Here is a 25062-nt window from a genome sequence, read left to right on the forward strand (position 1 = left end):
ATGTCCGGCGCCCGCATCGCCCTGCACCTCGCCCTCGAACTGCAACGCCGCGGCGGCGGCATCGGCGCAGCCGCACTCTGCGGCGGCGGCGGACAAGGCGACGCACTCATCATCCGCGTCCCCAAGGTGTAATCAGTTCCTGCTGACCAGACAGGTCGCCGAGCCCTCATCGTGCTCGGCGACCTGTCTGCTTCACGCCGGAGTCACGTCGGATCGAGTGTCGTCGAGCGGTTACGCAACAACTTCTCGATCTCCGACCGTCGGTATCTCCGATGTCCGCCAAGCGTTCTCAGCGTTCCGACTTTGCCCTCCCTCGCCCATCTCGATACCGTCGTCCGGTCGACGTGGAACAGTGCCGCAACCTGTTTGGTCGTCAGCCACTCGTCGACTGGCGCTGTGTGCTCTTCTTCTCGGCTCATTGACAGGCATTCGTAGCCGCAGCCCGGATGGACGGGTCCGATAACGAATTGGCTACCCCAGGTGCGCTGTGAAAGACTGGCTGCAAAACTTTACTATTCCTTGGGGAAACTATGTCGAAGTCGGTAACTCTGATCCGTTCCACATCACTCTCTTTGGTCGCTGAATATGCTTATGCAGCAACGGCTCCCACCGAAGCCAGACTGATCTTCCTCGCAGGATCTTGCCCGTTGAACGAGGACGGCTCTACTGCCGCCGTCGGCGATTACGCGGGGCAAGCAGCCAAGGCCGTCGACAACCTGAGAACAGCTCTCTCGGACGCCGGCGCGTCGATCACCGATGTGATCAACACCCGCGTTCTGGTGGCGTCGAGCAGTCAAGAAGACCTCGTTGCAGCGTGGGAGGTAGTCCGCGACGCGTTCGGCGATCATGACGCCCCGAGCACTCTGATGGGCGTGACCGTTCTCGGCTACGACGATCAGTTGGTCGAGATCGAGGCCATCGCGGCCGTCGTCGACTGAACTCGAACCGAACCGGACGTTCCTACCGGGGATCTTCGTGAGCCAGCGCCTGGTAGCCCTTTGCCCCCGCACGATCGACTGCGGCTCGCACAACAGCGAAGATGGCCCCCTGTAGGGCTGCGGCGATCAGGACTTCCTTGCTCGACCTGCTCAAGTCTTTCGGCTCGGGCGCATTCTTGTCGTCACCGATGCGCTTCCACACCTGCTGGAAGACGGCACCGGCCAAAATGCCGCCGAGGACGCTCGTCGCCAGTGAGAGTGGCTTGTACATCGCTTTCGATACTGCGCTCATTGCGCGGATCCTCCATGGTTCGATTCCTACCGCCTGAGCGGGCTGACCGACTCTCACTACCCCGCAGGCGAACTGTCGAAACATTGCACCGGCGCGCCGCGAAGTCGACTGTCGCACGTTATGTTCCACGGGTTTGCCACTTCGCGGGCCGGGTAGGATCGTCTTAGCGAAAGAAGGTTGTGTAAGTCATGGAAAACTACAGAATCGAACTACCGGACGGTACAACGGTGATGGAAGATTTCGTCTCGGATCGCGCCGCAATCGCATACGCGGTCGATCTGAATCACGGGTGCAGCGAGAAAGTATCGGTATTCCGTATCACCGACGAAGGGGAAACCATCCCGACTCGGATGTGCCCCAAGCCGAATCCCGGTTCGCGGCGTCGCGCGCGAAGCGCCCGATAGAGGCCGGTCAAGAAGCGTCGAGGCGGGGGAAGAGCGTTTCTCTTGCGAGCAGCAGCAGGGCCGCAGCAACCGGAATCGCCAGCAACGCACCGACAATACCGAGCAGCGCTCCGCCCAACAGAACCGCGACAACGGTCACCAGCGCCGGGACCGCCACTGTCTTCCCGATGATCTTCGGAACAAGCAGGTAGTCCTCGAGCAGGCGTAACGCGATGAAGAACGCAACTGTCGCCAATGCCGTTGGGACAGAGACTGTCAGGGAGACCAAGGCGACGATGACCCCTGCGATCGTGGAACCGACTATCGGGATCAGATCGAGCAGGGCGACCAGCAGCGCCAGTATCAACGGGTACGGCACGTCGAAGATCAACAACCATGCGAAGGTACATCCTGCGGTGATCACGGAGATCAGAACATTGCCGAGGACGTACCCACCCACGCCTGCCAGTATCTGATCACCGATGGCGATTGCTCGTGGCCGCCGCGAATGTGGCACCAACCGATACAGATTCGTGCGGATTCGTGGATAGTCGATCAAGAAGTACGTGGTCAGTACAGCAACGATTCCGGCGTCGGCGACTGCGCTGAACACCGCCCGCCCGGCACCGAGCAAACCCGTTGCGAGCGCAGAACCCGAACCGTCCAGTTGCGTGGTGAGGTGCTGCTCGAGGTGATACTTCTCGTCGAGGTCGCTGACGATGGGATACCGGTCCCGAATGTGCGTCAGAAGTTCTGGAGCGTGCGATGCGAACTGACGCCCCTGCTCGACCAGCGGGGTGATCGCAGCAACGAGAAACAGCGCCAACATCACGGCAATCCCGAACAGCACCACGGTGACCGCGATCCAGCGTCGGAAATTTCTCCGCTCCAGCCAGACGATCACCGGTTCTATGCCCACCGCGAGAAACAGGGCCACCACGATCAGGATCAGCATGCCTCGCGCCGCAAGCAGCACTTCGATCACCGCGTAAGTCACGGCAACTCCGGCAGCGGCGGTCAGACCGATGAAGAACGGTGAACGACGATCGAACCTCGGTCCGGGTTCACCCAGCGGCCGGACGGGCGTCGCCAATGCGGCGGCTTCGCGTTCGGCCACCGCCATCGGATCCGGAGCTTGGACTTCGCTTTCGGGGTCGGGTGACGTGTCCGCGGAATTGGGATCCATCCAAGCCACCTCACGATCCGCGCGACTTCCCGGCTCGAGGGTGAGTACCCGTGCCGTAGTCGGATCAACCTCGAGGCTTCTCCGCTCCACTTCGTGTCAGCGCGAGCCCGGTTCCCACAACTCCGATGATTGACACAGCGATGGCGATGCTCGGCCAGCCGTCACTCTGCCAGTAGACGTCGTCGAGAGTGATCAGTAACGCGGCCTCGTCGACGATGAGTCCGAGCGCAATGCCCAACGCGATGCCCATCCATGTTCGTGCGCGAGGGCTTCGGTCGACGAGTCCGAAGATCGCCACCCCCGCCAACAGGAGAATTCCCCACAAGTAGTGGTGCAGATGAGTGCCGCCGGCACTGATGTCGCCGACATCCCTGGTGTCGATCTGGATCAACCACGTCACCAGACGTGCTCCGCCGAACGTCAGCGTGAAGGCCACCCACGCCAACACCAAACCGCGACGTGATTCGTCAACTTGATTCCATCTGCGAGGGAATCTGAATCTCTCGGCAGATTTCTCTTCGTCATGATCTCGAGAAAGCATGCTTCATGTTTACCCGACGCCGATCAGAGTGATGATATCGGGTAGAGACACCGAAAAGCTATTGAAGAACGAAAAAGCGGTACTCGATCTCCGAAGAGACCAAGTACCGCCTTCTCAGCTACTCGCCCAGTATCGATCAATACCAGACTTTTCGTCCGCCCACTGCACGCCCGGTAGCACCGAGGATGGACAAAACTGCACCTACGACGACCAAGATGATGCCGACGGTGGTCAGAATACTCAACCCCGTGAAGAAGCCGATCAACGCCAGAATAATGCCGAGAACAATCATGTGAGAACCTCATCCGGTATGCGTATAAAAATGATCTACTCATCTGACGCTACTACAAAAACGTCACATTCTATAAATCCGATAATTGACGTCGTAAATACTGAACTCGTATTACTACCCAATAGTCTCGACGTTAAAACATCAGCGTTTCTTCGCATTCTCGTTCACGGTTCCGCGTCCTCGACCTTCGCCTCGACCGCCGGCGTGATGTGGCTCAACACGCAGCGCCAGCGACCTTCTCGCCGGGCGAACACGTCGGTGGTCCACTCGTCGGCGTCGTACTGCCTGCCGTCGTATTGCGCAGTATTGGTGATCCGTGTGGTGAACAGTGCAACGTCACCGAAGAAGCGCACGCGAGCGTTCCCGACACGGTCCATCGCCGAATGAGTCAGCTCGCCTGAGGCCACGAAGCCCAGAAACTCCGCTTTGGTCGAGACCCCCGATTCCGAAACGATGACCCAGTCGTCGGCCATGAAGTCGCCGATCCGTTCGGCGTCGTTCGAGCACATCGCGACGTTCCATTCGTCTGCGGTCGCTGTCAACGCCGCTTTCTCCTGATCCGACATGTCCAATCCCTCCCCGCCGTCACCCCTTGCGGGTGATGCCGCGACGACAGGGTTCCCGCAAGGTGGACCTCGAACCGCCGTGAACGACGAGAGGGCAGCGATGACCGACACCATCCGCACCGAGCTTGCAGCTCAGGCGTACATCTACGGCTTTCCCCTCGTTTTCAATCTCGACCAGGTCAATCGGTACGTTCACGACGGTGTCGGGGCAAACCCGGCCGCACCTTTCAACACCTTCAGCCACGCCCGCACACTCGCCGGCCCGGCCGACACCTTCGTCACGATCAACAACGACACCGTGTATTCGATGGCGCAGATCGACCTCTCGGTCGGCCCTGTCGCGCTGCACGTCCCCGATACCGATGGCCGTTACTACGTCCTCCAATTCGTCGACGCCTGGACGAACAATTTCGCTTACGTCGGGCACCGTGCCACCGGCACCAAGAGCGGAGACTTCCTTCTCGTCCCGCCCACCTGGACCGGAACCCCGGCGGCCCAGACCACGGTGATCAGATTTCCCACGACTGTTGCATCAATCGTCGGCCGGTGGGCGTGCGGTGGCGACGACGACCTCCCCGCCGTGCACGCCTTGCAGGACGCCACCACCCTGACCGTCGTCGACTCCGCCGGGGCGCCGCCAGGTCTCCCGGTCCCCGACTCCGAAGTCAGCCAGGACCTCCTGTTCCTCGAGAAACTCCGCATCTGGTCGCAGGCCTTTCCGCCTGCCCCGCGCGACCGAGAGCTGCAGGATTCGTTCTCGGCGATCGGAATCGACGAGCGCGGACCCTCGCCCTACACCTCACCGTCTGCCGACTCGCTGACTGACGACGAGGCAGCCGCACTCGCCGACGGATTGAGGATCGGTGAGAAGAACTTGCTCGAGGCCCTCACCAAAGGCTCCAGCCCCGAAGTCAACGGATGGAAGCTCACCTTCCACGCTTTCGACTACAACCTCGATTACTTCGAGGTCGGCGCAATCGACGATCCACAATTCAAAATCGCCGATCCCAGGTTGCGCATCGTCGAACGTGCCGCGGCGGCCAAGGGCGGGCTCTGGGGCAACCATCCCTACGAAGCGGCGTACATCATGACCTACGTCGACGATCAGGGAGAGCAACTGAACGGAACCCACACCTACACAATCAGACTCGACCCCACTCCACCGGTGAGCGCGTTCTGGTCGTTGACGATGTACTCGGTGCCCGACTTCTTCCTCGTGGCAAACCCGGTCGACCGATACTCGATCGGCGACCGCACTCCAGGTGTCGTCCACGACCCCGACGGCGCGTTGACGATCACGATCAGCCACGAGGAGCCGAAAGATGCCACAGCGAAGGCGAACTGGCTCCCCTCCCCGCCCGGAGACTTCCGACCGGTCCTGAGAATGTACGAGCCTTCGCCCGCCGTACTCGATCAGTCCTACGTCGTCCCCGCTATCACTCGCTCGCGAGAATGACGGCTCGCGTCTGACGGCCTGCCCTGGGGCAGGCCGTCAGACGGACGCAGAATCAGGCGTGTGTGCCGCCGTCGACCCGGATCTCCGTGCCGGTGATGAAAGCACCATCCTCGGAAGCCAGCATCGCGATAACTCCCGCAACACTTTCCGGCCCCGCCATGGGGGCGCCGCCGGACTCCAGATCAGTGCTCAGAATCGGCGACAGCTTGCCGAAGAGCGACCAGTCGGTGTCCTCCGGCAGATACGACGCCGTTGTGTCGGTGATCCCGCTCTTCACACTGCCCGGAGCTACCGCGACGGCGCGCAGACCTTGCTTGCCGTATTCGAGAGCCAGTGCGTGAGTGAAGGACTGGATTCCTCCCTTACTTGCCGCATATGCGGCCATGTACGGGTGCGCGAAGGCTGCGGAGGTGGAGCTGAAATTCACCACTACTGCGTTGCCCGTGGCCAGGAGAGCGGGCAATGCCTCACGCGTGACGAGGAAGGTGCCGGTCAAGTTCACGGAGATCACCTGATTCCACAGCTCCAGTGAGGTCTCGTGGGTATGCCCGCCGCGCAGTATCCCGGCAGCGTTGACCAGTACATCCAACCCACCGAGGGCCGAAATCGCTTGACCCACAACCTTGATGACGGAACTCTCGTCACCGATATCGACGACGACGTTGTCGAGACGGTCGGCCGTCAAGGCGTGTTCGGCCGATTTCCGGGTGTCCGCCAAACCCGCCTCGGAGATGTCTGCAGCGACCACACGGCCACCTTCGGCGAGCAACCGCAGCGCGGTGGCCTGCCCGATTCCAGATCCTGCGCCGGTGACGAGAATACGACGACCTTCGAAACGATTCATTGCTGAGTACCTTTCACGAAAACGAGTTGGTTGGTAATCCAGGCTCGGCGGCGCCGACACACAACCACCCGACACAGAACTTCGGTACGGGAAAAGCGCAGCACGGCAACAGGTGTGGTGCTGCGAAGTCACGGCAAGGCGATGCCCGCCGCAGTGGCGAATGTCAGACGGATCCGGCCGGTACGGCCAATGCTCTTTCGATCCAGACGAGACCGGAGGGGCGGCGGTCGATCGCCTTGCGCCCCCGTCGGAAAGTCGCTACGCCGAATCGGGCCGTGCGCAGTGCACGGCCGGAAGCGAGAGAACAGCGGCGTATGGACATCACGAGCACGGTAGCAGTGCGAGGACAAATCGCTCAAACGCGTTGTTCGCTGCGCCAGTTCATTCAGGTAATCAGATGTCACTTCTGGACAAATCTGTCAACTTAGGCAGTACTAACCTGATGGCATCTCGAAAACCCGATCCAGGAGCAACAGTCGATGACACATGCAGACGCCACGAGCACAACAACTCCCCCGACGACCGTCCTACGCACCGCTGACCACAATCGCGGACTCAACGACGTTCGCGCGGTCATCGAAGCACTGGAGCGACCGAGCGACCATCTGCTGCGGATCACGGCTCGTTTGACGGAGTCGACCGACGATCCGGCCTGGTCACGCCCGAACGTCACCGTACGTATGAATCTCGGGCCTTCCTTCGACGACGCTTCGCGCGTTTACACGGTGCGTTCCTACGATTCCGCCGCCGGATCGATCGTCATCGACGTGGTCCTGCACGGACGTACCAGCCCGATGATGAGGTGGGCAGCAACATTGACCGTCGGGGACACCTTCGACCTCACCGGTCCGCGACCACACTTCTTGGTCCCCGAAGTTCCCGGTCGACGTATCGCGCTTTTTCTGGACGGCACCGCAATACCCGCGCTGTTCTCGATCATCGAGCAGCTGCCTACCGACGTCGTCGGAATCGGCTGGGTCACAACAGATGACGAGGTCGCATTCGACGAACTTCCCACCCTCCCCGGCCTGGAATTTCATCGCGTGAGCGCCGATCCCGCCGAGTCCGACGGCCCTCTGACAGCACGAGCACGCGAGCTCGCCGATCCCGAGAGTTACGTCGTGTGGGGAGCCGGTGAACGCAACGAGATGCGCGCAATCCGGAAGCACTTTCGATCGACCGTCGGACTCGACAAAGACGACGTCGCGATATTCGGATACTGGAAGCACGGCGTCAGCAACACCGAAATCGACCTCCGCCGGCGCGAGAACTACGAGCGCATCCTCGCCGACGGTGGAACCCTGACCGACATCGACGACCTGGCGATCGAGATCTGATCGCCCTCACCGGCCGACCTGACCGGCTGTGCACTGCGGTGATAAGTTCCTCTGTGCCAGCAGACCTCCACACAGGGGGTCAGGGAATCCGGTGTGAATCCGGAACTGACGCGCAGCGGTGAGGGTGACCGCCCGGGCTTACGCCACTGGATGAGAATCTGGGAAGGCGCTCGGGTGGAGTGATCTCGAGTCCGAATACCGGCTGGCAGCAGGGGCCAACAGGCGCCTGTTCACACGGTAACGGGCTCCGCGAACGAGCCCCTGCGAGAACGAGATTCCATGCGTCTGTCCACACTTCGCGTATCCGCCGCTGCCGTCGCGGCTCTGTTGGGTGCATCGTTGGTTGCCTGTTCCTCCGAAGACAGTGCTGCCGAACAATCCAACTCTTTCGAACAATCCGGCGCCACTGTTCAGAACTGTGGCCGAGACGTCACGGTGGAGCGACCGATCGAACGAGCGATCGCGGTAAATCAGCCTGCCGCCGAGATGCTGTTCGCGCTGGGGGTGCAGGACCGGATGGCCGGCTACGCCATGAGCGATGACGATGTCCTCCCCGAACTGCGTGAGGCGCGCGGTCAGGTCCAGGCCTTCGACACCGAGTTCCCGTCATTCGAGAGTGTCCTCGAACGCGAACCGGACATGGTTTACACGACTTTCAATTACACGTTCACTTCGGAGGGCATCGCCGACCGGACCAAGTTCACCGACCTCGGTGTCGCGACATATCAGTCACCCAGTGAGTGCACCGGCCAGGACGCAGAGCAGAACAAGGCTCTCACACTCGACGACCTGTATGACGAAATCGGGGACGTGGCAACACTGTTCGATGTCAAGGACAAAGGTGCCGAGCTGACCGAGAGTTTGAAGGATCGCGCGGCCACCGCCACGGCGTCACTGGGAGCCGAGAATGTGACACTGGCGTGGTGGTACGCAGCCACGAAGACCCCGTACTTCGCCGGGTGCTGCGGCGCACCGGGAATCATGACCGACGCGGTGGGCGCAAAGAACGCCTTCGACGACAACAAGCAGTACTGGCCCGAAATCGGTTGGGAGAGTGTGCTCGACCGGGACCCCACCGTGCTGGTGCTCGCTGATCTCGACCGCGGCGGAGACGGCGACAGTGCGGCGGCCAAGATCGCGTTCCTCGAATCGGACCCGGTAGCCAGCAAGCTCACCGCAGTGAAGAACAAGCGATACATCATCCTCGAAGGCACGACGATGGATCCCTCGATCCGCAACGTCGGTGGCATCGAACAGCTCTCCGACGGTCTGCGCCGGTTGGGTGTGGTCTAGATGTCCACGGAAGTCAGCGAACTGGTGCGTCAATGGGACGACCAGCAGGCGGCATACATCGCCGATCGCGAGAAGCGCTTCGACGTGATTCTCGACGTTCTCGAATTGCAGTATGCGCACACTCCGTTCACAGTCGTCGACCTGGCCTGCGGACCTGGTTCGTTGAGCGTCCGGATCCTCGAGAAGTTCGGGCACGCGAGCGTTGTGGGGATCGACTACGACCCGATGTTGCTGGAAGTCGCCCGCCAGTCGTCGACTCGTTTCGGCGACCGAATGCAGCTGGTCGACGCGGACCTGCTGAGTACCGATTGGCCGACTTCGGTGACTGCGCCGGTTCAGGCGATCGTGTCGACGACCGCGCTGCACTGGTTGCAACCGCAGCAGCTCGTCGAGGTGTACCGGCAGTGCCGCGAACTGCTGAGCCCCGACGGCGTTCTGCTCAACGGTGATCACTTTCGCTTCGACGGCCGCTCCCCTGTCATCGGACGGTGGGCGAAGGCACACGACGAGCAGACACAACGCTCCGCTTTTGCTGCGGGGGCTCCCGCGTGGGACAGCTGGTGGGACGAGTTGCGGGCCACTCCCGGGATCGGGGCACTGACCGACGAGCGTGAGCGCAGATTCGCCGGTCGCGACGCCACCGCGCCCACCGCCGTCGATTTCCAATTGGCGGCGCTCGCGCAAGCAGGTTTCCGGGAGTCGGGTACGGTCTGGCAACTGTTCGACGACTACGTGGTCTACGGCGTGAGATGACGACAAGAGTTCGGCTGCGTGACAACCCGACTGCCGTCAGCCTGCTGTGGGTGATCGGTGTTGTCACGCTGGCCGGGTCGGCCGCCGTGGCGATCACGTTGGGGCCGGCGGGCCTGTCGGTCGGTGAGGTGACCTCGATCGTCGTCGGGCACCTCGGAGGTACCGCGGCGGACGTCACACCTATCCGCGACGGCATCGTGTGGGATCTCCGTCTGCCGCGTACTCTGCTCGCCGCGCTCTGCGGTGCCGGTCTCGGGTTGTGTGGAGCGATCATGCAGTCGCTGCTTCGCAATCCACTGGCCGATCCGTTTGTCCTCGGCATCTCGTCCGGCGCCTCGACCGGTGCCGTACTGATCGTGATCCTCGGAGTGGGCTCGGGAGTGATCGGACTGTCGAGCGGCGCCTTCATCGGCGCGGTGATCTCCTTTGCCCTTGTGCTGCTGCTCGCCCACGCGGCCGGCGGCACGCCGGATCGGGTGATCCTGGCCGGTGTCGCCGCGACCCAACTGTTCTCCGCGCTCACCTCGTTCATCGTCATCACCTCGGCCGATCCCGAGCAGACCCGCGGCGTGATGTTCTGGCTCCTGGGCTCACTCGGTGGCGCCGACTGGCTCGACGTCGCGCTCTGCGCTGCGGTGGTCGCAGTCGGCCTCGTGGTCTGTCTGACTCACTCCCGCGCACTCGACGCCTTCGCCTTCGGTGAAGACGCGGCGGCGTCACTGGGAGTGAACGTGTGGCGGGTGCGCGTGACCCTTTTGTTGGCAACAGCTTTGATGACCGCGGTGATCGTGAGCGTCGCTGGCGCCATCGGCTTCGTGGGCCTCGTCCTCCCTCATGCGGCACGGGCCCTCGTCGGGTCGAACCACCGCCGACTCCTGCCCGCGTCTGCACTGATCGGCTCCATCTTCCTGGTCTGGGTCGACGCTGTGGCACGCACAGCCATTGCACCGCAGGAACTCCCGGCCGGCGTGGTGACCGCACTGGTCGGTGTGCCTGCGTTCGCCGTCATCCTCTGGAGACGGAAGGCCAGGCCATGACACTCGAAGCAACCGGTGTCAGCTGGCGGGTCGGCGAGGCGCTCATAGTCGACGACCTCGACGTGTCCCCCATCGTCGGAAGCACGGTAGGACTCCTCGGCCCCAATGGCTCGGGCAAGTCGACACTGCTGAAACTGCTTGCCGGGCAGAACCGTCCGACGTCCGGTGTGGTGGCTCTGGACCGAACTCCGTTGCCTGACTGGAAACGCCGCGATGTCGCGCGCCGGATTGCCACCGTCGATCAGCACAGCAACACCGAGATCGACCTGACGGTAGCCGAGGTCGTCGAACTCGGACGCACACCGCATCGCGGACTGTGGGGCGGGCAGTCGGATTCCGACCGCGACGCCGTCCGCGCTGCGATCGAACACACCGATCTCGCCGCCATGCTGGACCGTTCGTGGCACACGCTCTCGGGTGGGGAGCGCCAACGCGTCCAGATCGCGCGCGCCCTCGCTCAGGAACCTCACGAGCTGCTACTCGACGAGCCGACCAATCACCTGGACATCAACCACCAACTCGAATTGCTCGCGCTCGTGCGACGCCTGCCCACCACCACGATCATGGCTTTGCACGATCTGAATCTGGCCGCCATGTTCTGCGATTCGATAGTGATGCTGAACCGTGGATCCATCGTGGCCCACGGAAGCCCGACCCAGGTCCTCACCGCCGACCTGATAGCCGAGGTCTACCAGGTCGACGCCGAGGTCCGCTTGGACGGCCCCGGCGGCATACCCACCGTGAGATACCTTCCACCCAGCTCGGATTAGACGCGCTCGGATCTGTCATTCACGCGAGAGCATCGCCACTGCTTCGCGTTCGAGGTCGACGTACGGTTCACCACTGACGTCGATCGCCACCCGGTTGAGCGTTCCACCGGTAAACGCCCAAGGTGACGTACCCGGGTAGTCGTCGGTCACAGGCTCCCCGCTGTCACGGCCTGCGTTGAGCCCTTCGCCGCCGCCGATGCTGAACTTGCCTGGCTGAGTGCGGATTCTGCCCTCACCGACTTTCCGGTCGCCGTAGTAGAGACCGAGCACCCCGTGCGCAGTACCCGGCGGGTCCTCACCTTCCTTGTCGAAAGTTGCTGCCAAGATCACGTTTTCGCCGACCGGAAGGTCTTCGGTGGCATCGATCTTCTGTTGTTCACTGCCGAGGAAGTTGTACACGTAATGCAGTCGGTTGTCCTTGACGTACAGCGAATGACCACCGAACCTGCCGCCATGCGAGAACAGCACGCCGGCCGCACCCGGTTCGGCCAAGTCGACAACTGCTCCGATCGAGAAGGAACGATTACGAAGGTTGACGGCGACGGCTTCCGGTACCTCGGCTCCCCCTGGACGGTAGACGTACCGGTTGCGCGGCGGAGCGAGCTGGGGGCGAGGCGTGGTGAGGAGTTCGACACCGGACCGATCGTCCAGTGGCAGAGCTTGATTGGCACCGGCCTCGTGGAACCACAACCCCACGAGCTCGGCCAGCCTGCCGGGTTCTTCATCCGCAAGGTTCCGGAGCTCGGCTCGGTCGACCTCCGTGTGGTAGAGCTCCCAGGTGTCTTCCGAGAAATGGCCCCACCCGCTCAGAGTCGGGTGCGTGGTGACGGCCTTCCAGCCGTCATGCCAAATCCCTCGTCCTCCGAGCATCGAATAGAACTGGGTGTGCTTGGCGGTGGGGATGTTGCCGGCGTCGAAGCTGTACCGCATGCTCACGCCTTGGATCGGGTGCTGGGTGTATCCCTTCACCGTGTCGGGCAAGTCGACGCCGACGCAGTCGAGCAGAGTCGGGACGACGTCGATAGCGTGGTGGTACTGATCTCGAATCTGACCACGGGCGTCGATGCCTTCCGGCCACGAGATGATGCAGGGGTCGCAGGTTCCACCGTTGAACGAGTACCGCTTCCACATCTTGAATGGAGTGTTGAATGCCATCGCCCACCCGTTGGGGTAGTGATTGTATGTCTCGGTGCTGCCCAACTCGTCCAGCTTTGACAGGTTCTCGGCGAGGTCATCGGGTACGCCGTTCGCAATCTTGTTCTCGTTGACGGATCCGTCGGGTCCGCCTTCACCGCTGGCACCGTTGTCGGAGACCACCACGATGATCGTGTTGTCGAGCTGCTCGATTTCTTCGAGGTATGCGAGCAGGCGTCCGATCTGATCGTCGCAGTGCGAGAGGAAGCCCGCGTACACCTCCGCCATCCGTGAGAACAGTCGTTGCTCGTCAGCGGAGAGAGTGTCCCACGGTCGAGTGAAATCCAGCGGCGGGAACGGTTCGCCGTCAGGTCCGGTGCGGGTGTCAGGAGTGCCTATCGGGTTGAGTGAGGGCAGAGTCGTGTCGTTCGGGACGAGTCCCATTTCCTTCTGCCTCGCCAGAATCTCATCACGCATGGCTTCGTACCCCGCGTCGAACCTTCCTGCGTAGCGATCGGCCCATTCACGGGGTGCATGATGCGGAGCGTGTGCGCACCCGGGGGCGTAGTAGAGAAATACCGGCCGTTCCGGAGCTATCGACTTCACGTCACCGATGTACTCGAGCGCCCGGTCTGTGATGTCGACACTGAAGTGGTATCCCTCTTCCGGCGTCGACGGTTGTTCGACGGGGTGGTTGTCGTGGACGAGGTCGGGATACCACTGATTGGTCTCGGCACCGAGAAAGCCGTAGAACCGCTCGAATCCGCGACCGACCGGCCAATTCCTTTTCGTGGAAGCAAGATTCATCTCGTCTTCGGCGCAGAGGTGCCATTTCCCGACCATCGCGGTACTGAACCCCTGCTCGACCAGAACCTCGGCGAGCGTGGCACATTCGGGAGGGATGTGACCGTTCCCGCCGGGAAAACCGACCGCGCACTCACTGATGCAAGCCATTCCGTTGGTCGTGTGGTTCCGGCCGGTGAGCAGACACGATCGCGTCGGTGAGCACAGCGCTGTGGTGTGCCACTGCCCGTACCGCAATCCGTTGCCCGCGATGCGGTCGATGTTCGGCGTCTCGATCGGTCCCCCGTAGCAACCCAAGGCGCCGAATCCGACGTCGTCGAGAACGATGTAGAGAATGTTCGGCGTGCCGGCGGCAGCCTTCGGCTGCTCGTATGGGCTCCAGTCGGGAATCGAATCGCGAATATCGAGGTTGACGACGCCTTTGAATGCGTTGGCCATGACCTGGCTCCTTGTAGGTGATCTGAATGCCAGCCTCTACGGCTGCATGGTCAATCGCATACCCCGATTGTGCTCACCGAAGCGCTGTCGCCCGAAATGGGCGATGCCATCTTCGGCAGGAAGTCCGAGTATGAAAGTGCCGGGTCTGTCATCACCTCACTGGAAGCCAGAGACCACATGAACAATCACTTCGTCAAACCCTCCGACTCCGGTAGCCCTGACCCGCTTCCGAGCTGGCAGGACGGCACGTCGAAACAAGCCATCCTGCAATTCGTCGAACGCGCGACGACGGAGGGAAGTCCGGACGAAATCGCACCGGAAGACAGGATCGCAGTCTTCGACAACGACGGAACCCTGTGGTGTGAGAAACCGATGCCGATCCAACTCGACTTCATCTTGCGCCGCCTCGTCGAGATGACCAACCAGGATCCGACTCTTCGCAACCGTCAACCGTGGCAGGCGGCGTTCGAACAGGACTACGCCTGGTTGAACGATGTGATCTCGAAGCACTATCGCGGCGACGACAGCGCACTGAAGGTGCTCGCGGCCGGTGTCCTGGCGGCATTCGCCGAAGTCACGGTCGACGAATTCGAGAACCACGCCGATACCTACCTGCGCACTGCTTCGCATCCCACTCTCGATCGCAAATATTTGCACTGCAGCTATTCGCCCATGGTGGAGTTGCTCGATTACCTTGCAGCCAAAGGATTCTCCAATTACATAGTGTCCGGCGGCGGACGTGACTTCATGCGGCCGATCAGCCAGGAGGTCTACGGCATCCCCCGAGATCGCGTCATCGGCAGCGGCGTGGCTCTGACGTGGAAGGACGACGGTCACAGCGGCACGATCCTTCGTCAGCCTCAAACGGATGTCGTCGACGACGGGCCGGCCAAGCCCGTCCAGATCTGGAACCGAATCGGTCGACGACCTGTTCTCGCGGCCGGAAACAGCAACGGTGACGTACCTATGTTGAAGTTCGCCGACCACCCGAACATTCCGGCACTTCGCCTTCTCGTGCTCCATGACGATCCGGAACGCGAGTTCGACTACGTGGACGGGGCCGAGCACGCGCTCGACACCTCGCGCACAAACGGGTGGACCGTGGTGAGTATCAGAAGCGACTGGAAGACAGTCTTCGAACCACCCGCCGAATGACAGTATGAATACGTGACCCTCGATGATGTCGCCGACGAACTGTACGGCCTCGACCCCGGCGAGTTCGTCGAGGCGCGTACGAAGCGTGCGAAGGCTGCGCGGGAGGGCAACGACCGCGCACTGGCCACGGCTATCGGAAAACTTCGAAAGCCGACCACCGTGGGCTGGTTGGTCAATCTCATTTCGCGCGATCTGCCTGAAGAGCTGGAAGCACTTCTCGCGCTTGGTGAATCGTTACGCGACGCCCAGCGACATCTCTCGGGCGCGGACCTGCGCAAACTGACGACACAGAGGCAGCAGGTGGTGCGCAGCCTCGCCCACAAATCCGGTGAGATCGCGGCCTCACGGGGAAAGAGTGTCGGTGAGGATGCATTACGTGATGTCGCGCAGACTCTCAATGCCGCCCTTGCCGACGAGGAGACCGCCGAGTTGGTCCGACTCGGACGAGCTGTGACCGCTGCCAGTTACAGCGGCTTCGGACCGGCCGGACTTGCTGTGGTGAAAGGGAAATCGCAGCAGCACGCCCCGAAGGAACCAGCAGAAGTACCGCAGACTCCGAAGACGAAGACTCCGGATGTCGAGGCCGAACGTGCCAGGGTAGAAGCAGAATTGAAGGAAGCCAGGGCAGGCGTCGAGAAGGTCCGACGACGGGTCAAGGCCGAGACCGCCCAGTTCGAGGATGCCAGGTCGAAGCTGTCCGACCTCGACCGTCGCATCGAGGAACTCCGCGCCGATCTCGAACACGCAGAACAGGAACGACAGTTCGCCGAGAACACCGAGAAGGCTGCCGGCGTCGCGGTTCGGGAATCCGAGGAGGAACTTCGTGAGGCCGAGCGCCGGGTCGAAGAGGCAGAAGAGAGCCTCGACGAGATGGAATGAGTTGTACGTTCGGAGATCTTGACCTCTACAGCTGTTCAGGTTCTAGCGTGGTTTCATGACAATGACCCGTATCGAACTCGACTACCTGGCCACACAGACTCTCGGACGCCTGGCAACCGTTCAACCGAATGGAACGCTGCAAGTCAGTCCGGTCGGGTTCCACTACAACCCGGATGCAGCCACGATCGACATCAGCGGCTACAACATGACTGGCAGCCGTAAGTTTCGCAATGTCGCGGAGAACGGGCGGGTCGCCTTCGTCGTGGACGACATTGCATCTGTACACCCATGGCGGGTCCGGTGCGTCGAAATCCGCGGACGAGCAGAGGCTTTGGACGCTACGGCTGCTGCTGCGCATGGTCTCGACGCACCGATCATCCGTATCCACCCCGAACGCATCATCAGCTTCGGCCTGGACGACAAGGAGTTGGACGTCCACCAGTTGGTTGTGAACGGACGTGACGTCTGAATGCCCGAATGGAATCGATCAGCCTGCGGCGGCTTCGAGTTCACTCAGTGATTCCTCGAGGTGGCCCAGGAGTCGCTGCAGGTGCGGCACATTGCGGCGGCAGCCGACGAGCCCGAACTGCATGGTGTCCGCGTAGCCGATGACGGTGATGTTCATTGCCTGCCCGTCCAGCGGAATCGATGCCGGATAGCAACTCTCGAGCTTCGCACCGTTCCAGTATCGCGTCGTCGTCGGACCGGGGACGTTGGAAATCACCAGGTTGAACACCGGACGCCCAGTGATCAATCGGGAGGAACCAGGGATCAGCGGTAGCCCGAGACCGGCAACGTTCAACGCGCTCAGCGCCGTGATCTGAAGGGGCGTCAGGCCTGACATCAGGGACTTGGCGTTACTCATCGAGTCGTGAATTCTCTGAAGTCGGGCCGCCGGATCCGCCAATTCGGTTGCCAGATCACACAACACCGCACCTACGGCATTGCCGGAAGCCTCACCCTCTTCGCCTTTACGAAGAGATACCGGCACCATCGCGATCAATGGCTTGTCCGGCAACGCATCCAGTTCGATCAGGTATCGCCGCAACGCGCCGGCGCACACCGCCAACACCGCATCGTTGAGCGTCACGTCTGCAACGCAGCTGACCTTGCGCAGGCGCTCGATCGGCCACGACTGCGCCGCGACACGCCTCGCTCCGGTGATCGGGACGTTGAAGATCGATTTCGGAGCAGCAAACGGCAACGGTGCGACGTGGTCCTTCACTGCCGAGGCAGCCGCGTTGACTATCGCCGGGCCCACCCCGACCACATCTTGCACGGTCTCGATCACGGAGCCCACCCGCCTTTGCAGGTCCAGCCCGCGATTGGCCCGGACCCGCCCCGAAGAAGGTCGCTGCGCCCACGGAGGCATCGAATGTCGATCGAGCGGATCCGACGAGAGGCTGCGGTACCACGCCTGAACAGCAGACACACCATCCATGAGCGCATGGTGCGTCTTCATGTACACGGCAACTCGGCCGTCGGCGAGACCTTCGATCACGTACGCCTCCCACAGCGGCCGATGCCGATCGAGCAGCGTGCCGTGGAGCATCGAGGTCAACTCCAATAATTCGCGGACTCGACCCGGTTTGGGCAGTGCGAGCAACCGGACGTGATATTCGAGATCGACGTCCTGGTCCTCCGTCCAACGCACCGGCGCGAAGTTCGACAAGAACTGCACCGGCTTGCGGCGGAACAGGGGGCGAATCGAGTCGACATCGGTGAGCGAACGGTAGAGCGACCTGGCGAATTCGCCGTCATCTCCTTCCGGCGGAACGAACAGAGACAGGCCACCGACGTGCATGGGGTGCTCCCGCGACTCCATCAGCAGGAACATCGAGTCGAGCGGCAGCATCAGCGTCATGTCGATCCGTTCTCTCGGGCAGCTGTCCGGAGTACCGATCAGCCGCTGTTCGACAAAGTTACTCGCCCTGACTTCGCACATTGGCGATTCGCGAGTTAGTGATGAGACACGGAGCACTGCAACAAATTTCAAAGCACATGACCACAGGTAGTAACGGAGCCGATCGCACTAATACTTTCGTCGGATTTGTTGCAAATTGTCTGTACATCCAAGTCACACATGGCTACTGTCACTCATCATCACAAATCCGACTGGTCGGTTGTCTCCGAAGGAGAAATACATGCCCCGACGTCCAACGTCGCGTGCGCTTTCCGGCGCGCTCGCCACCGCAACTGTGCTCGCCACCGTCACAGCAGCGGGAACCTTGTCAGCAGGTATTGCCGGAGCCGCCCCAGCAGCGGACATTCCATTCGGCGGTTGGAGCTCCTGTCCGATCGACAATCCCGAGACCAGCACCTGCATGGACGTCACAGCCACCGGCGGCAACATGAAGATCGGCAAGCTCTCGGTCGGCATTCCCGCGGGGGCGATGCGCATCGCAGGCGGAGTTGCCTACCGAGAAAATCCGGAGGCCGAATTCGGATTCGACCAAGTATTCGTCCCGCCGAACGACAACAGTCGAGGGATCTACGCCGAACCCATCGAGATCCCAGGCGGCGCAATCGGAATCGATCTACCCTTCAACAATCTCTTCGGACTGAACAAGGCCTCGGCCACCGTCGAGTCGACGTCTGCACTTCCCACCGTGGATGCATTTCAGCTTGGCGTGAAGCTACCCGTCAAACTGAAGATCGCGAACCCTCTCCTCGGCGGCAAATGCTACCTGGGCTCGGACAACAACCCTGTCCAGCTCAACTTGGATGTGACCGAATACGGCGCCCTCGAAGAGGTTCCAGGATTCCCGGATACTGCAGTAGTTCGAAACACCGGGCACACCGGACAGCCCTTCACGGTCCCGACAGCGTCCGGGTGCGGCCCGTTCGGCGTTCTGAATCCAATCGTCAACTGGCGCGCCGGGCTTCCATCGTCCACCACGTCAAACTCCCTCACCACGACGAGCGACGTCTACAACATCGGCGCCGACAGCCTCAGGCCCCAGTCGGCCGGCTCACCTGAACCCGCCGCCGTCATCGCCGAACGTAACGCCAGGTAAGTAGTTCGGACTTCATTCATCTCCGGCTTCGGTGGCGTCGAGCAATGCACCGAGGGCGCGGTGAAGTTCGGCAAGCTCACGTCCACCGGCTTCCGTCAGCACGCGAGTATTCTCCGCATCCAATTCGCGGACAATGCCTTTGGCGAGCACGATGACTCGTCCTCCCTCGTCACTGAGATCGAGGCGAACGGCGCGCCCATCGCGGTCGTCGCGTTCGCTGACGACAAATCCCCCCTTCTCCAAAGCTCGCACGAGCTTGGATATGTAGATTCGCTGCAACCCTGTGTGCGTGGCGAGTTCCCGCTGGCTGGGCCTCTCCCCCACACTCACCAAACCGTGCAGGGACGCAAGCACCGAATACTGGGCGTGAGTCAACCCGAGATGCGCAATCGCTCTGTCAACCCCCGCCCGCCAGCGCAAGGCAAGATGCCACACCAGCGAGCCAGTCGTCCATGTTTCTCGATCTTGCATGCATATAGAGTACATGGCTACTATCTCAATATAGAGTATATGGAAACTATTTGAGGAGTCGCAATGGCCGCAATTTCCGTGCTCGACTCGACCATGGCTTACAACTCGTGCGGCGCAGGCACCCCCTTCGTGCTGATCCACGGAAACCCCACATCGTCACACTTGTGGCGAAAGATACTGCCAGACATAGGAAATCTCGGCCATGCACTCGCTCCGGACCTCATCGGCATGGGGGCTTCCGGCAAACCGGCCATCGACTACGGTTTCCTCGACTCCGCCCGCTACCTCGATGCATGGTTCGACGAGATGAAGATCGACGACGTCGTACTCGTCGGGCACGACTGGGGTGGAGCACTCGCTCTCGACTGGGCCGCCCGCCACCCCGATCGCGTCCGAGGTGTGGCCTTCTTCGAAACGATCCTCCGTCCGATGACCTGGGACGAACACTTCCCGGGAGACGCACGAGCGCGGGTTGAGGCGCTGAGGGCCCCGGGCACCGGCGAAACGAAGGTGCTCGACGAGAACTTCTTTCTCGAAATCGCGCTTCACAGAACGGTTCTCGGAGCTCTACCCGAAACAGATGCTGACGCCTATCGCGCCCCTTACCCGTCACCCGAGAGTCGCCGACCCCTTCTCGCGTGGCCACGATCCTTCCCCATCGAAGGAACTCCCGCCGAAGTGACGGCACGCGTGTCGGCGTACAGCCAATGGCTTGCCACAAGCAGCGAGGTACCCAAACTCCTTCTCACCTTCTGCGGACCAGCCGAACTGCTCATGATCGGACCAGACGAAGTCGCGTGGTGCCGATCGAACATCACCAACCTCGAGGTGATTCAGTGCGGTCCCGCCGGGCATCTTGCCCCCGAGGATCAGCCAGGAGCAATCACCGCGGCGCTCACCGAATGGACACAGCGGCATCGTCTCAGCCCACGAGTGACGTAAGACCGACACCGACACCGACCCGCACAGCTAGCGTCCAGACCTCGCTCCGAAATGTGGGACCGACACCACCTCCGCCGGATTTGTCCGATATAACTATCTGGCGAGTACGCCGGTTGGGACGAGGTCGAGAACGAGGGGGCGTGTGTGGTGAACGAGGACGGGTTGGGGCGGACTTCCGAATCGGGGGCTCCACACCGAGTGGGTGGGTTTCTCTATCACCGCAACGGCGACCGTTGGGAGTGGTCAGCCGAAGTTGCGCGAATTCACGGTTACGAACCAGACCAGGTAGCTCCGACGACGGAATTGATGCTCTCGCACAAGCATCCGGACGATCGAAGACACGTTGCTCAGACACTGCATGCCATCCGCACTTCAGGCGGCCCGTTCAGCAGCCGACACCGCATCATCGACACTGCCGGAGACACTCACTCGGTAATCGTCGTCGGCGACAGCGTCGTGGACGAGTCAGGGGATGTGATCGGTAGCTCCGGCTTCTACATCGACGTCACCGAAACCCTCGACAGCACCGTGAAGGCATCCGTCGACGAACTGGTCAACGAAATCGCCACGTCCCGCGGAGTCATCGAGCAAGCCAAAGGCATGCTCATGGTGATCTACGGCATTTCAGCCGATCGTGCCTTCGATATTCTCGTGTGGCGTTCCCAAGAGACCAACGTGAAACTCAGGGATGTTGCCGAGCAGTTGATCGTTCGTGCGCTGGACGACTTCCGGGTCCCGACGCTTCTGCGTACCCGGTTCGATCACTTGCTGCTGCAGGGTTGAATCACTAATGGGTTGAGGGATCTGCAGGGTTGAGGGATCTGCTTGAGGCGGTTCCCGTGGCTGGCTGCTCAACCTCGAGGAACCTCGCCCGCATTGATTCCGGGACGGTCCGATGCGGCCTATCCCCGTTGTTACCCAACACCGGGTAAAAGGAAACTACTCCTGGTCAGACTTTTTGTCGGAGGAGTCCTCGACCAGTTCAGGTGCTTGTTCTCGCGTTGCCATTCCGCCGTCGCCGCCCTTGTCCACGGGCCCTGGGTGCCCACCCTTGGGCGACTGGTCGTTGTCGTCTTTGTCGGTCATACGATTGTCCTCATCATCTCGTGGTCCAGGTCCTGGAGCCGGCGCAAAGACCGGGACCCAGCTCCATCTCAATCTAACGCGCTCAGGACTTCTCGCAACCCTCACCGATTTTGTTTGCATTTCAGTGCTTTCGGGCAGGTGAGTGCGAACAGCAGTTCCACGATGAGAGGTCGATTCCAGTGCGCGCAGTGACTTGGCAAGGCAAACGGAAAGTAAGCGTCGATACGGTTCCGGACCCCACGATCGTCGAACCCACCGACGCGATCATCAAGGTCACCACGACGAACATCTGCGGGTCCGATCTGCACCTGTACGAGACCTTGGGTGCGTTCATGAATGCGGGCGACATTCTCGGTCACGAACCGATGGGCATCGTCGAAGAAGTCGGGTCGGAGATCACGAACCTCGAGATAGGCGATCGCGTCGTGATCCCGTTCCAGATCTCGTGTGGCAACTGTTTCATGTGCGATTCGAGCCTCTACACACAGTGTGAGACGACTCAGGTCCGCGATCAGGGAACCGGCGCAGCGTTGTTCGGATTCTCCGAACTGTACGGATCGGTGCCAGGTGGTCAGGCTGAATACCTACGAGTGCCGCAAGCACACTTCACACACATCAAAGTTCCCGAAGGTCCCGCGGATTCGCGCTTCGTCTACCTCTCCGATGTGCTGCCCACAGCCTGGCAGTCGGTCGAATACGCCGACATCCCGCCGGGTGGGTCCGTGACAATCCTCGGTCTCGGACCGATCGGTGACATGGCGGCTCGCATCGCCCACCACAAGGGATTTCGGGTAATCGGCGTGGACCGTGTACCCGAACGCCTTGCACGCCTTGCCGAACGTGGGATCGAAACCCTCAATCTCGACGACTACGGCAGCAAGATCGGCGACGCCGTCAGGAATGCGACGAACGGCCGTGGAACCGACTCGGTCATCGATGCTGTCGGCATGGAAGCGCACGGGTCTCCGATCGGAAAGCTCGCGCAGCAGTTCGTCGGACTTCTCCCCGATGTTCTAGCCGCGCCTGCGATGCGTAACGCAGGAATCGATCGCCTCGGTGCTGTCTATTCAGCCATCGACATCGTTCGGCGCGGTGGAACCGTTTCTCTGATCGGTGTTTACGGCGGCATGGTTGACCCACTGCCGCTGATGACCATGTTCGACAAGCAGATTCAGCTCAGGATGGGCCAGGCGAATGTCAAGAAGTGGGTAGACGACATCATGCCCCTGCTCACTGACGACGACCCACTCGGCGTCGACAGCTTTTCCACTCATCAGCTGCCGCTCGATCAGGCGCCACACGCCTACGAGATCTTCCAGAAGAAACAGGAAGGAGCGGTCAAGATCCAACTGAAACCGCACCTGTAGTCCAACTCCGATCAGCTCGACGGGTTCATGCGCCGCTGCGCATCTTGTTCGCGAAACCACCGATCGTCATACTCACCTCACACACGCTCGACAGAAAGAAACTGAAACCGAAATGGCTCGCGTACTTACCGTCTCCGACAGCGTCGTCGTCAATGCCGACGCGCTCTCCCTCTACGAGCTCATCAGCGATCCCACTCGTATGGGTGCCTGGAGTCCCGAAAACTTGGGCGCGACCTTGCGAGGAGATCGCGAAAGCGCATTCCTGGGTATGGAGTTCGACGGACATAACAAACGTGGGCGCGCACAGTGGACCACGAGATGCACAGTCACCGCTGCCGACGCCGGAAAGCTCTTCGAGTTCCGCGTTCACAAGATAGGCCTCTCCACGCCGCGGATTCCTGCCGCCATCGCAACCTGGCAGTTCCGATTCTCGCCGGTGCCCGGCGGAACGCGAGTTACCGAAACGTGGACCGACGACAGGCGCGGCTGGCCGGACCTTGCGGCCGAGTTGTTCGACAAGGTTGCCACCGGTGGAAAGACGTTCGCCGACTTTCAGCGCGGCAACATCCGCAAGACGCTGCTGAACTTCAAGAGCGCCGTTGAGCAGGAAGTATCCGGCGTCGAAGGCAGCACCGGCTGACCAACTACAACCATATATGGCAGTTTCTGCCACTTTTGGTACAGTGCGGATATGGCAACAGCCCGCCGCACCGCACTACTTCTCCGCGTCTCGCAGAGTTGTGCTGCCGCTTTCGTCGAACGCGGCGACACTTCGACGACAATCGCCGAACTCGCCGAGCGTGCGGAAATCTCCGAGCGCACGTTCTACCGCTGCTTCGCCACCAAAGAGGAGAGCATCTGGCCGATGCTCGACGACGGCAACCGGAGCCTCGCCGCCGCACTCGGTGAGCAGCCACGCGATTCGGGACTTGCGCCGGCTGTCCGGAACGCCTTCGTCGCCTCGGTCGGCGAGTCTTTCGAGGCCATGACACGGTCACTGATGCCGATCATCTTCAGTGATGCTGCACTCCGGAGAGTCTGGGAGTCAGCGACTTTCGAGACGATGGAACTCATTCGCCCCGAAGTGGCCCGGCTGATCGATCGGCCGGAAACCTCGCTCGACACCACCGCAGCTGCGGGTCAGGCGACGCTCGCGGTGGTCGCAGCACTACGGGAAATGGCAGACCACCGAACCCCGGCGCCCGCGGCAATCAACCGTGCACTTGACGCGTTTTCGACGTCGTATCTCTCACATCCAACTGGTAAGGAACAATCATGACTCAGGATCTCTCCGGAAAAACCGTACTCGTCACCGGCGGCGCACGCGGCCTGGGTGAGGTGTTTGCGCGCGGCATCGTCGCGGGTAACGGCCGCGTCGTCATCGGCGACCTACTCGACGACGACGGTCGAGCAGTAGCCGAATCTCTCGGCGACGCAGCGCGTTACGTTCATCTCGACGTCACCGACCCAGGGTCGTGGAAGTCTGCCGTCGAGTTCACCGTGTCCGAGTTCGGCGCCATCAACGGTCTGGTCAACAACGCCGGGATCTCCGCGTCCGGCCAGACGGTCGCCGATGAGCCCCTCGAAACGTTCCAGCGGATCATCCAGATCAACCTCGTGTCCGTACACACCGGCATCCACACGGTGGTTCCGTTCATGAAGGCAGCAGGCGGCGGATCCATCGTGAACATCTCCTCGGCTGCCGGCCTGATGGGCATGGCTCTGACCAGCGGGTACGGCGCGGCCAAGTGGGGCGTGCGTGGACTGAGCAAGATCGCTGCCGTCGAACTCGGTCGCGACAAGATCCGAGTCAACTCGGTTCACCCCGGCATGGTCCTGACACCCATGACTGCACCGACGGGCATCAGCCTCGAAGAAGGCGCATTCCCCAACAATCCGTATCGACGTGTCGGCCGCCCGGAAGAGTTGGTCGGTGCGGTCACCTACCTGCTCTCCGACGATGCTTCGTACACAACAGGTTCCGAGATCGCCGTCGACGGCGGTTGGACTGCGGGACCGTCGATCGAGTACATCGCCGGCCAGTAACGCAGAGTTCTGTTCGCTCCTCGTCTTCTGACGCA

The 25062-nt window shown here is 61.5% G+C and carries 30 protein-coding genes, 1 pseudogene and 1 riboswitch; of the genes and pseudogenes, 19 read left to right on the forward strand and 12 right to left on the reverse strand.

Translation table 11 applies throughout. The annotated features are described in order from the left end of the window. Positions 1-132: pseudogene (locus G8767_RS29065) on the forward strand (acetyl-CoA C-acyltransferase); the annotation flags it as partial. 71 nt (positions 133-203) lie between these two features. Here the strand turns inward: G8767_RS29065 and G8767_RS29070 are convergent. Continuing rightward, complete coding sequence (locus tag G8767_RS29070) at positions 204-419, reverse strand: BldC family transcriptional regulator (RefSeq protein ID WP_095971307.1); 216 nt, start codon at positions 417-419, stop codon at positions 204-206. Positions 420-530: 111 nt separating this feature from the next. On the opposite strand from G8767_RS29070, the gene G8767_RS29075 reads away from it, so the two are divergent. Then, entirely contained in the window at positions 531-938 is a 408-nt protein-coding gene (locus G8767_RS29075) for a Rid family hydrolase (RefSeq protein ID WP_095971308.1), read from the forward strand. A 22-nt stretch (positions 939-960) separates the two neighbouring features. On the opposite strand, the gene G8767_RS29080 is transcribed toward G8767_RS29075, so the two are convergent. Next, positions 961-1230 (reverse strand): DUF4235 domain-containing protein, encoded by a 270-nt coding sequence (locus G8767_RS29080; protein WP_007734706.1) that lies wholly within the window; start codon positions 1228-1230, stop codon positions 961-963. A 188-nt stretch (positions 1231-1418) separates the two neighbouring features. On the opposite strand from G8767_RS29080, the gene G8767_RS29085 reads away from it, so the two are divergent. Then, the gene (locus G8767_RS29085; RefSeq protein ID WP_095971309.1) at positions 1419-1634 is read left to right on the forward strand and encodes a hypothetical protein; all 216 of its coding nucleotides are present in this window, start codon (positions 1419-1421) and stop codon (positions 1632-1634) included. A gap of 7 nt (positions 1635-1641) precedes the next feature. Here the strand turns inward: G8767_RS29085 and G8767_RS29090 are convergent, their stop codons facing one another. The 4 genes from G8767_RS29090 to G8767_RS29105 form a co-directional block, all read right to left on the reverse strand. Next, the gene (locus G8767_RS29090) at positions 1642-2799 is read right to left on the reverse strand and encodes an AI-2E family transporter (protein ID WP_095971466.1); all 1158 of its coding nucleotides are present in this window, start codon (positions 2797-2799) and stop codon (positions 1642-1644) included. Positions 2800-2863: 64 nt separating this feature from the next. Continuing rightward, positions 2864-3340: a hypothetical protein gene (locus G8767_RS29095; protein WP_003945539.1), complete on the reverse strand. Its 477-nt coding sequence runs from the start codon at positions 3338-3340 to the stop codon at positions 2864-2866. A gap of 136 nt (positions 3341-3476) precedes the next feature. Then, positions 3477-3632, reverse strand: coding sequence for a DUF6131 family protein (locus tag G8767_RS29100; protein WP_003945564.1), 156 nt, complete (start codon positions 3630-3632; stop codon positions 3477-3479). A 164-nt stretch (positions 3633-3796) separates the two neighbouring features. Then, positions 3797-4198: a nuclear transport factor 2 family protein gene (locus G8767_RS29105; protein ID WP_166813296.1), complete on the reverse strand. Its 402-nt coding sequence runs from the start codon at positions 4196-4198 to the stop codon at positions 3797-3799. Between the two features lie 100 nt (positions 4199-4298). Between G8767_RS29105 and G8767_RS29110 the strand changes: the two genes are divergently transcribed. Then, positions 4299-5654 (forward strand): DUF1254 domain-containing protein, encoded by a 1356-nt coding sequence (locus G8767_RS29110; protein ID WP_166813367.1) that lies wholly within the window; start codon positions 4299-4301, stop codon positions 5652-5654. A 52-nt stretch (positions 5655-5706) separates the two neighbouring features. Here the strand turns inward: G8767_RS29110 and G8767_RS29115 are convergent, their stop codons facing one another. Both G8767_RS29115 and G8767_RS29120 read right to left on the reverse strand, forming a co-directional pair. After that, complete coding sequence (locus tag G8767_RS29115; protein ID WP_166813298.1) at positions 5707-6498, reverse strand: SDR family oxidoreductase; 792 nt, start codon at positions 6496-6498, stop codon at positions 5707-5709. Positions 6499-6661: 163 nt separating this feature from the next. Beyond that, the gene (locus G8767_RS29120; RefSeq protein ID WP_166813300.1) at positions 6662-6820 is read right to left on the reverse strand and encodes a hypothetical protein; all 159 of its coding nucleotides are present in this window, start codon (positions 6818-6820) and stop codon (positions 6662-6664) included. A 157-nt stretch (positions 6821-6977) separates the two neighbouring features. Here G8767_RS29120 and G8767_RS29125 point away from each other — a divergent pair, with 157 nt between their 5' ends. From G8767_RS29125 to G8767_RS29145, 5 genes are all read left to right on the forward strand, one after another. Further along, positions 6978-7835: an SIP domain-containing protein gene (locus G8767_RS29125; protein ID WP_166813302.1), complete on the forward strand. Its 858-nt coding sequence runs from the start codon at positions 6978-6980 to the stop codon at positions 7833-7835. Positions 7836-7875: 40 nt separating this feature from the next. Further along, positions 7876-8057, forward strand: a riboswitch (cobalamin riboswitch). 57 nt (positions 8058-8114) lie between these two features. Further along, positions 8115-9128 carry an ABC transporter substrate-binding protein gene (locus G8767_RS29130; protein ID WP_166813304.1) on the forward strand — a complete coding sequence of 338 codons (1014 nt, stop codon included), beginning with the start codon at positions 8115-8117 and terminating at the stop codon, positions 9126-9128. Next, positions 9129-9881 (forward strand): class I SAM-dependent methyltransferase, encoded by a 753-nt coding sequence (locus tag G8767_RS29135; RefSeq protein WP_166813306.1) that lies wholly within the window; start codon positions 9129-9131, stop codon positions 9879-9881. After that, on the forward strand, positions 9878-10918 hold the full coding sequence (locus G8767_RS29140) for an iron chelate uptake ABC transporter family permease subunit (RefSeq protein WP_095971315.1): 1041 nt from the start codon (positions 9878-9880) through the stop codon (positions 10916-10918). The genes G8767_RS29135 and G8767_RS29140 overlap by 4 nt, the downstream gene beginning before the upstream one ends. After that, complete coding sequence (locus tag G8767_RS29145; RefSeq protein WP_166813308.1) at positions 10915-11688, forward strand: ABC transporter ATP-binding protein; 774 nt, start codon at positions 10915-10917, stop codon at positions 11686-11688. Before G8767_RS29140 ends, G8767_RS29145 begins: the two co-directional genes overlap by 4 nt. Positions 11689-11703: 15 nt before the next feature. On the opposite strand, the gene G8767_RS29150 is transcribed toward G8767_RS29145, so the two are convergent. Beyond that, complete coding sequence (locus G8767_RS29150; RefSeq protein ID WP_166813310.1) at positions 11704-14064, reverse strand: arylsulfatase; 2361 nt, start codon at positions 14062-14064, stop codon at positions 11704-11706. A gap of 177 nt (positions 14065-14241) precedes the next feature. Between G8767_RS29150 and G8767_RS29155 the strand changes: the two genes are divergently transcribed. The 3 genes from G8767_RS29155 to G8767_RS29165 are packed head-to-tail and all read left to right on the forward strand — an operon-like array spanning position 14242 to position 16567. Continuing rightward, complete coding sequence (locus tag G8767_RS29155) at positions 14242-15219, forward strand: HAD family hydrolase (protein WP_166813312.1); 978 nt, start codon at positions 14242-14244, stop codon at positions 15217-15219. A gap of 12 nt (positions 15220-15231) precedes the next feature. Next, complete coding sequence (locus G8767_RS29160) at positions 15232-16098, forward strand: hypothetical protein (protein WP_166813314.1); 867 nt, start codon at positions 15232-15234, stop codon at positions 16096-16098. A gap of 55 nt (positions 16099-16153) precedes the next feature. Further along, positions 16154-16567: a PPOX class F420-dependent oxidoreductase gene (locus G8767_RS29165; RefSeq protein WP_166813316.1), complete on the forward strand. Its 414-nt coding sequence runs from the start codon at positions 16154-16156 to the stop codon at positions 16565-16567. Between the two features lie 18 nt (positions 16568-16585). On the opposite strand, the gene G8767_RS29170 is transcribed toward G8767_RS29165, so the two are convergent. Then, a complete protein-coding gene (locus G8767_RS29170; protein WP_166813318.1) occupies positions 16586-17962 on the reverse strand; it encodes a wax ester/triacylglycerol synthase family O-acyltransferase in 1377 nt (458 codons plus the stop codon). Positions 17963-18242: 280 nt separating this feature from the next. Here G8767_RS29170 and G8767_RS29175 point away from each other — a divergent pair, with 280 nt between their 5' ends. Next, entirely contained in the window at positions 18243-19115 is an 873-nt protein-coding gene (locus G8767_RS29175) for a hypothetical protein (protein WP_166813320.1), read from the forward strand. A gap of 12 nt (positions 19116-19127) precedes the next feature. On the opposite strand, the gene G8767_RS29180 is transcribed toward G8767_RS29175, so the two are convergent. Further along, positions 19128-19586: a MarR family transcriptional regulator gene (locus G8767_RS29180; RefSeq protein ID WP_206029898.1), complete on the reverse strand. Its 459-nt coding sequence runs from the start codon at positions 19584-19586 to the stop codon at positions 19128-19130. A 63-nt stretch (positions 19587-19649) separates the two neighbouring features. Between G8767_RS29180 and G8767_RS29185 the strand changes: the two genes are divergently transcribed. Both G8767_RS29185 and G8767_RS29190 read left to right on the forward strand, forming a co-directional pair. Continuing rightward, the gene (locus tag G8767_RS29185) at positions 19650-20528 is read left to right on the forward strand and encodes a haloalkane dehalogenase (protein WP_166813322.1); all 879 of its coding nucleotides are present in this window, start codon (positions 19650-19652) and stop codon (positions 20526-20528) included. Between the two features lie 144 nt (positions 20529-20672). Beyond that, positions 20673-21311: a PAS and ANTAR domain-containing protein gene (locus G8767_RS29190; protein WP_166813324.1), complete on the forward strand. Its 639-nt coding sequence runs from the start codon at positions 20673-20675 to the stop codon at positions 21309-21311. 156 nt (positions 21312-21467) lie between these two features. Here the strand turns inward: G8767_RS29190 and G8767_RS29195 are convergent, their stop codons facing one another. Continuing rightward, positions 21468-21614, reverse strand: coding sequence for a hypothetical protein (locus tag G8767_RS29195; protein WP_166813326.1), 147 nt, complete (start codon positions 21612-21614; stop codon positions 21468-21470). Positions 21615-21793: 179 nt separating this feature from the next. Between G8767_RS29195 and G8767_RS29200 the strand changes: the two genes are divergently transcribed. The 4 genes from G8767_RS29200 (at position 21794) to G8767_RS29215 (ending at position 25027) form a co-directional block, all read left to right on the forward strand. Next, positions 21794-22981, forward strand: a complete 1188-nt coding sequence (locus tag G8767_RS29200; RefSeq protein ID WP_124568688.1) for a zinc-dependent alcohol dehydrogenase — start codon at positions 21794-21796, stop codon at positions 22979-22981. A gap of 112 nt (positions 22982-23093) precedes the next feature. Next, positions 23094-23621, forward strand: coding sequence for an SRPBCC family protein (locus G8767_RS29205; protein WP_166813328.1), 528 nt, complete (start codon positions 23094-23096; stop codon positions 23619-23621). A 51-nt stretch (positions 23622-23672) separates the two neighbouring features. Next, on the forward strand, positions 23673-24260 hold the full coding sequence (locus G8767_RS29210; protein WP_166813330.1) for a TetR/AcrR family transcriptional regulator: 588 nt from the start codon (positions 23673-23675) through the stop codon (positions 24258-24260). Next, the gene (locus G8767_RS29215; RefSeq protein ID WP_166813332.1) at positions 24257-25027 is read left to right on the forward strand and encodes an SDR family oxidoreductase; all 771 of its coding nucleotides are present in this window, start codon (positions 24257-24259) and stop codon (positions 25025-25027) included. Before G8767_RS29210 ends, G8767_RS29215 begins: the two co-directional genes overlap by 4 nt. The last annotated feature ends 35 nt before the right edge of the window (positions 25028-25062 follow it).

The organism is Rhodococcus sp. IC4_135, from assembly GCF_011602025.1.
Lineage (GTDB): Bacteria > Actinomycetota > Actinomycetes > Mycobacteriales > Mycobacteriaceae > Rhodococcus_F > Rhodococcus_F baikonurensis.

Bases quoted from the DNA above. Each gene is read 5' to 3' on its own strand.
- G8767_RS29070 (WP_095971307.1), bottom strand. From the start codon at position 419: ATGAGCCGAGAAGAAGAGCACACAGCGCCAGTCGACGAGTGGCTGACG.
- G8767_RS29075 (WP_095971308.1), top strand. From the start codon at position 531: ATGTCGAAGTCGGTAACTCTGATCCGTTCCACATCACTCTCTTTGGTC.
- G8767_RS29080 (WP_007734706.1), bottom strand. From the start codon at position 1,230: ATGAGCGCAGTATCGAAAGCGATGTACAAGCCACTCTCACTGGCGACG.
- G8767_RS29085 (WP_095971309.1), top strand. From the start codon at position 1,419: ATGGAAAACTACAGAATCGAACTACCGGACGGTACAACGGTGATGGAA.
- G8767_RS29090 (WP_095971466.1), bottom strand. From the start codon at position 2,799: ATGGATCCCAATTCCGCGGACACGTCACCCGACCCCGAAAGCGAAGTC.
- G8767_RS29095 (WP_003945539.1), bottom strand. From the start codon at position 3,340: ATGCTTTCTCGAGATCATGACGAAGAGAAATCTGCCGAGAGATTCAGA.
- G8767_RS29100 (WP_003945564.1), bottom strand. From the start codon at position 3,632: ATGATTGTTCTCGGCATTATTCTGGCGTTGATCGGCTTCTTCACGGGG.
- G8767_RS29105 (WP_166813296.1), bottom strand. From the start codon at position 4,198: ATGTCGGATCAGGAGAAAGCGGCGTTGACAGCGACCGCAGACGAATGG.
- G8767_RS29110 (WP_166813367.1), top strand. From the start codon at position 4,299: ATGACCGACACCATCCGCACCGAGCTTGCAGCTCAGGCGTACATCTAC.
- G8767_RS29115 (WP_166813298.1), bottom strand. From the start codon at position 6,498: ATGAATCGTTTCGAAGGTCGTCGTATTCTCGTCACCGGCGCAGGATCT.
- G8767_RS29120 (WP_166813300.1), bottom strand. From the start codon at position 6,820: ATGTCCATACGCCGCTGTTCTCTCGCTTCCGGCCGTGCACTGCGCACG.
- G8767_RS29125 (WP_166813302.1), top strand. From the start codon at position 6,978: ATGACACATGCAGACGCCACGAGCACAACAACTCCCCCGACGACCGTC.
- G8767_RS29130 (WP_166813304.1), top strand. From the start codon at position 8,115: ATGCGTCTGTCCACACTTCGCGTATCCGCCGCTGCCGTCGCGGCTCTG.
- G8767_RS29135 (WP_166813306.1), top strand. From the start codon at position 9,129: ATGTCCACGGAAGTCAGCGAACTGGTGCGTCAATGGGACGACCAGCAG.
- G8767_RS29140 (WP_095971315.1), top strand. From the start codon at position 9,878: ATGACGACAAGAGTTCGGCTGCGTGACAACCCGACTGCCGTCAGCCTG.
- G8767_RS29145 (WP_166813308.1), top strand. From the start codon at position 10,915: ATGACACTCGAAGCAACCGGTGTCAGCTGGCGGGTCGGCGAGGCGCTC.
- G8767_RS29150 (WP_166813310.1), bottom strand. From the start codon at position 14,064: ATGGCCAACGCATTCAAAGGCGTCGTCAACCTCGATATTCGCGATTCG.
- G8767_RS29155 (WP_166813312.1), top strand. From the start codon at position 14,242: ATGAACAATCACTTCGTCAAACCCTCCGACTCCGGTAGCCCTGACCCG.
- G8767_RS29165 (WP_166813316.1), top strand. From the start codon at position 16,154: ATGACAATGACCCGTATCGAACTCGACTACCTGGCCACACAGACTCTC.
- G8767_RS29170 (WP_166813318.1), bottom strand. From the start codon at position 17,962: ATGACGCTGATGCTGCCGCTCGACTCGATGTTCCTGCTGATGGAGTCG.
- G8767_RS29175 (WP_166813320.1), top strand. From the start codon at position 18,243: ATGCCCCGACGTCCAACGTCGCGTGCGCTTTCCGGCGCGCTCGCCACC.
- G8767_RS29180 (WP_206029898.1), bottom strand. From the start codon at position 19,586: ATGCAAGATCGAGAAACATGGACGACTGGCTCGCTGGTGTGGCATCTT.
- G8767_RS29185 (WP_166813322.1), top strand. From the start codon at position 19,650: ATGGCCGCAATTTCCGTGCTCGACTCGACCATGGCTTACAACTCGTGC.
- G8767_RS29195 (WP_166813326.1), bottom strand. From the start codon at position 21,614: ATGACCGACAAAGACGACAACGACCAGTCGCCCAAGGGTGGGCACCCA.
- G8767_RS29205 (WP_166813328.1), top strand. From the start codon at position 23,094: ATGGCTCGCGTACTTACCGTCTCCGACAGCGTCGTCGTCAATGCCGAC.
- G8767_RS29210 (WP_166813330.1), top strand. From the start codon at position 23,673: ATGGCAACAGCCCGCCGCACCGCACTACTTCTCCGCGTCTCGCAGAGT.
- G8767_RS29215 (WP_166813332.1), top strand. From the start codon at position 24,257: ATGACTCAGGATCTCTCCGGAAAAACCGTACTCGTCACCGGCGGCGCA.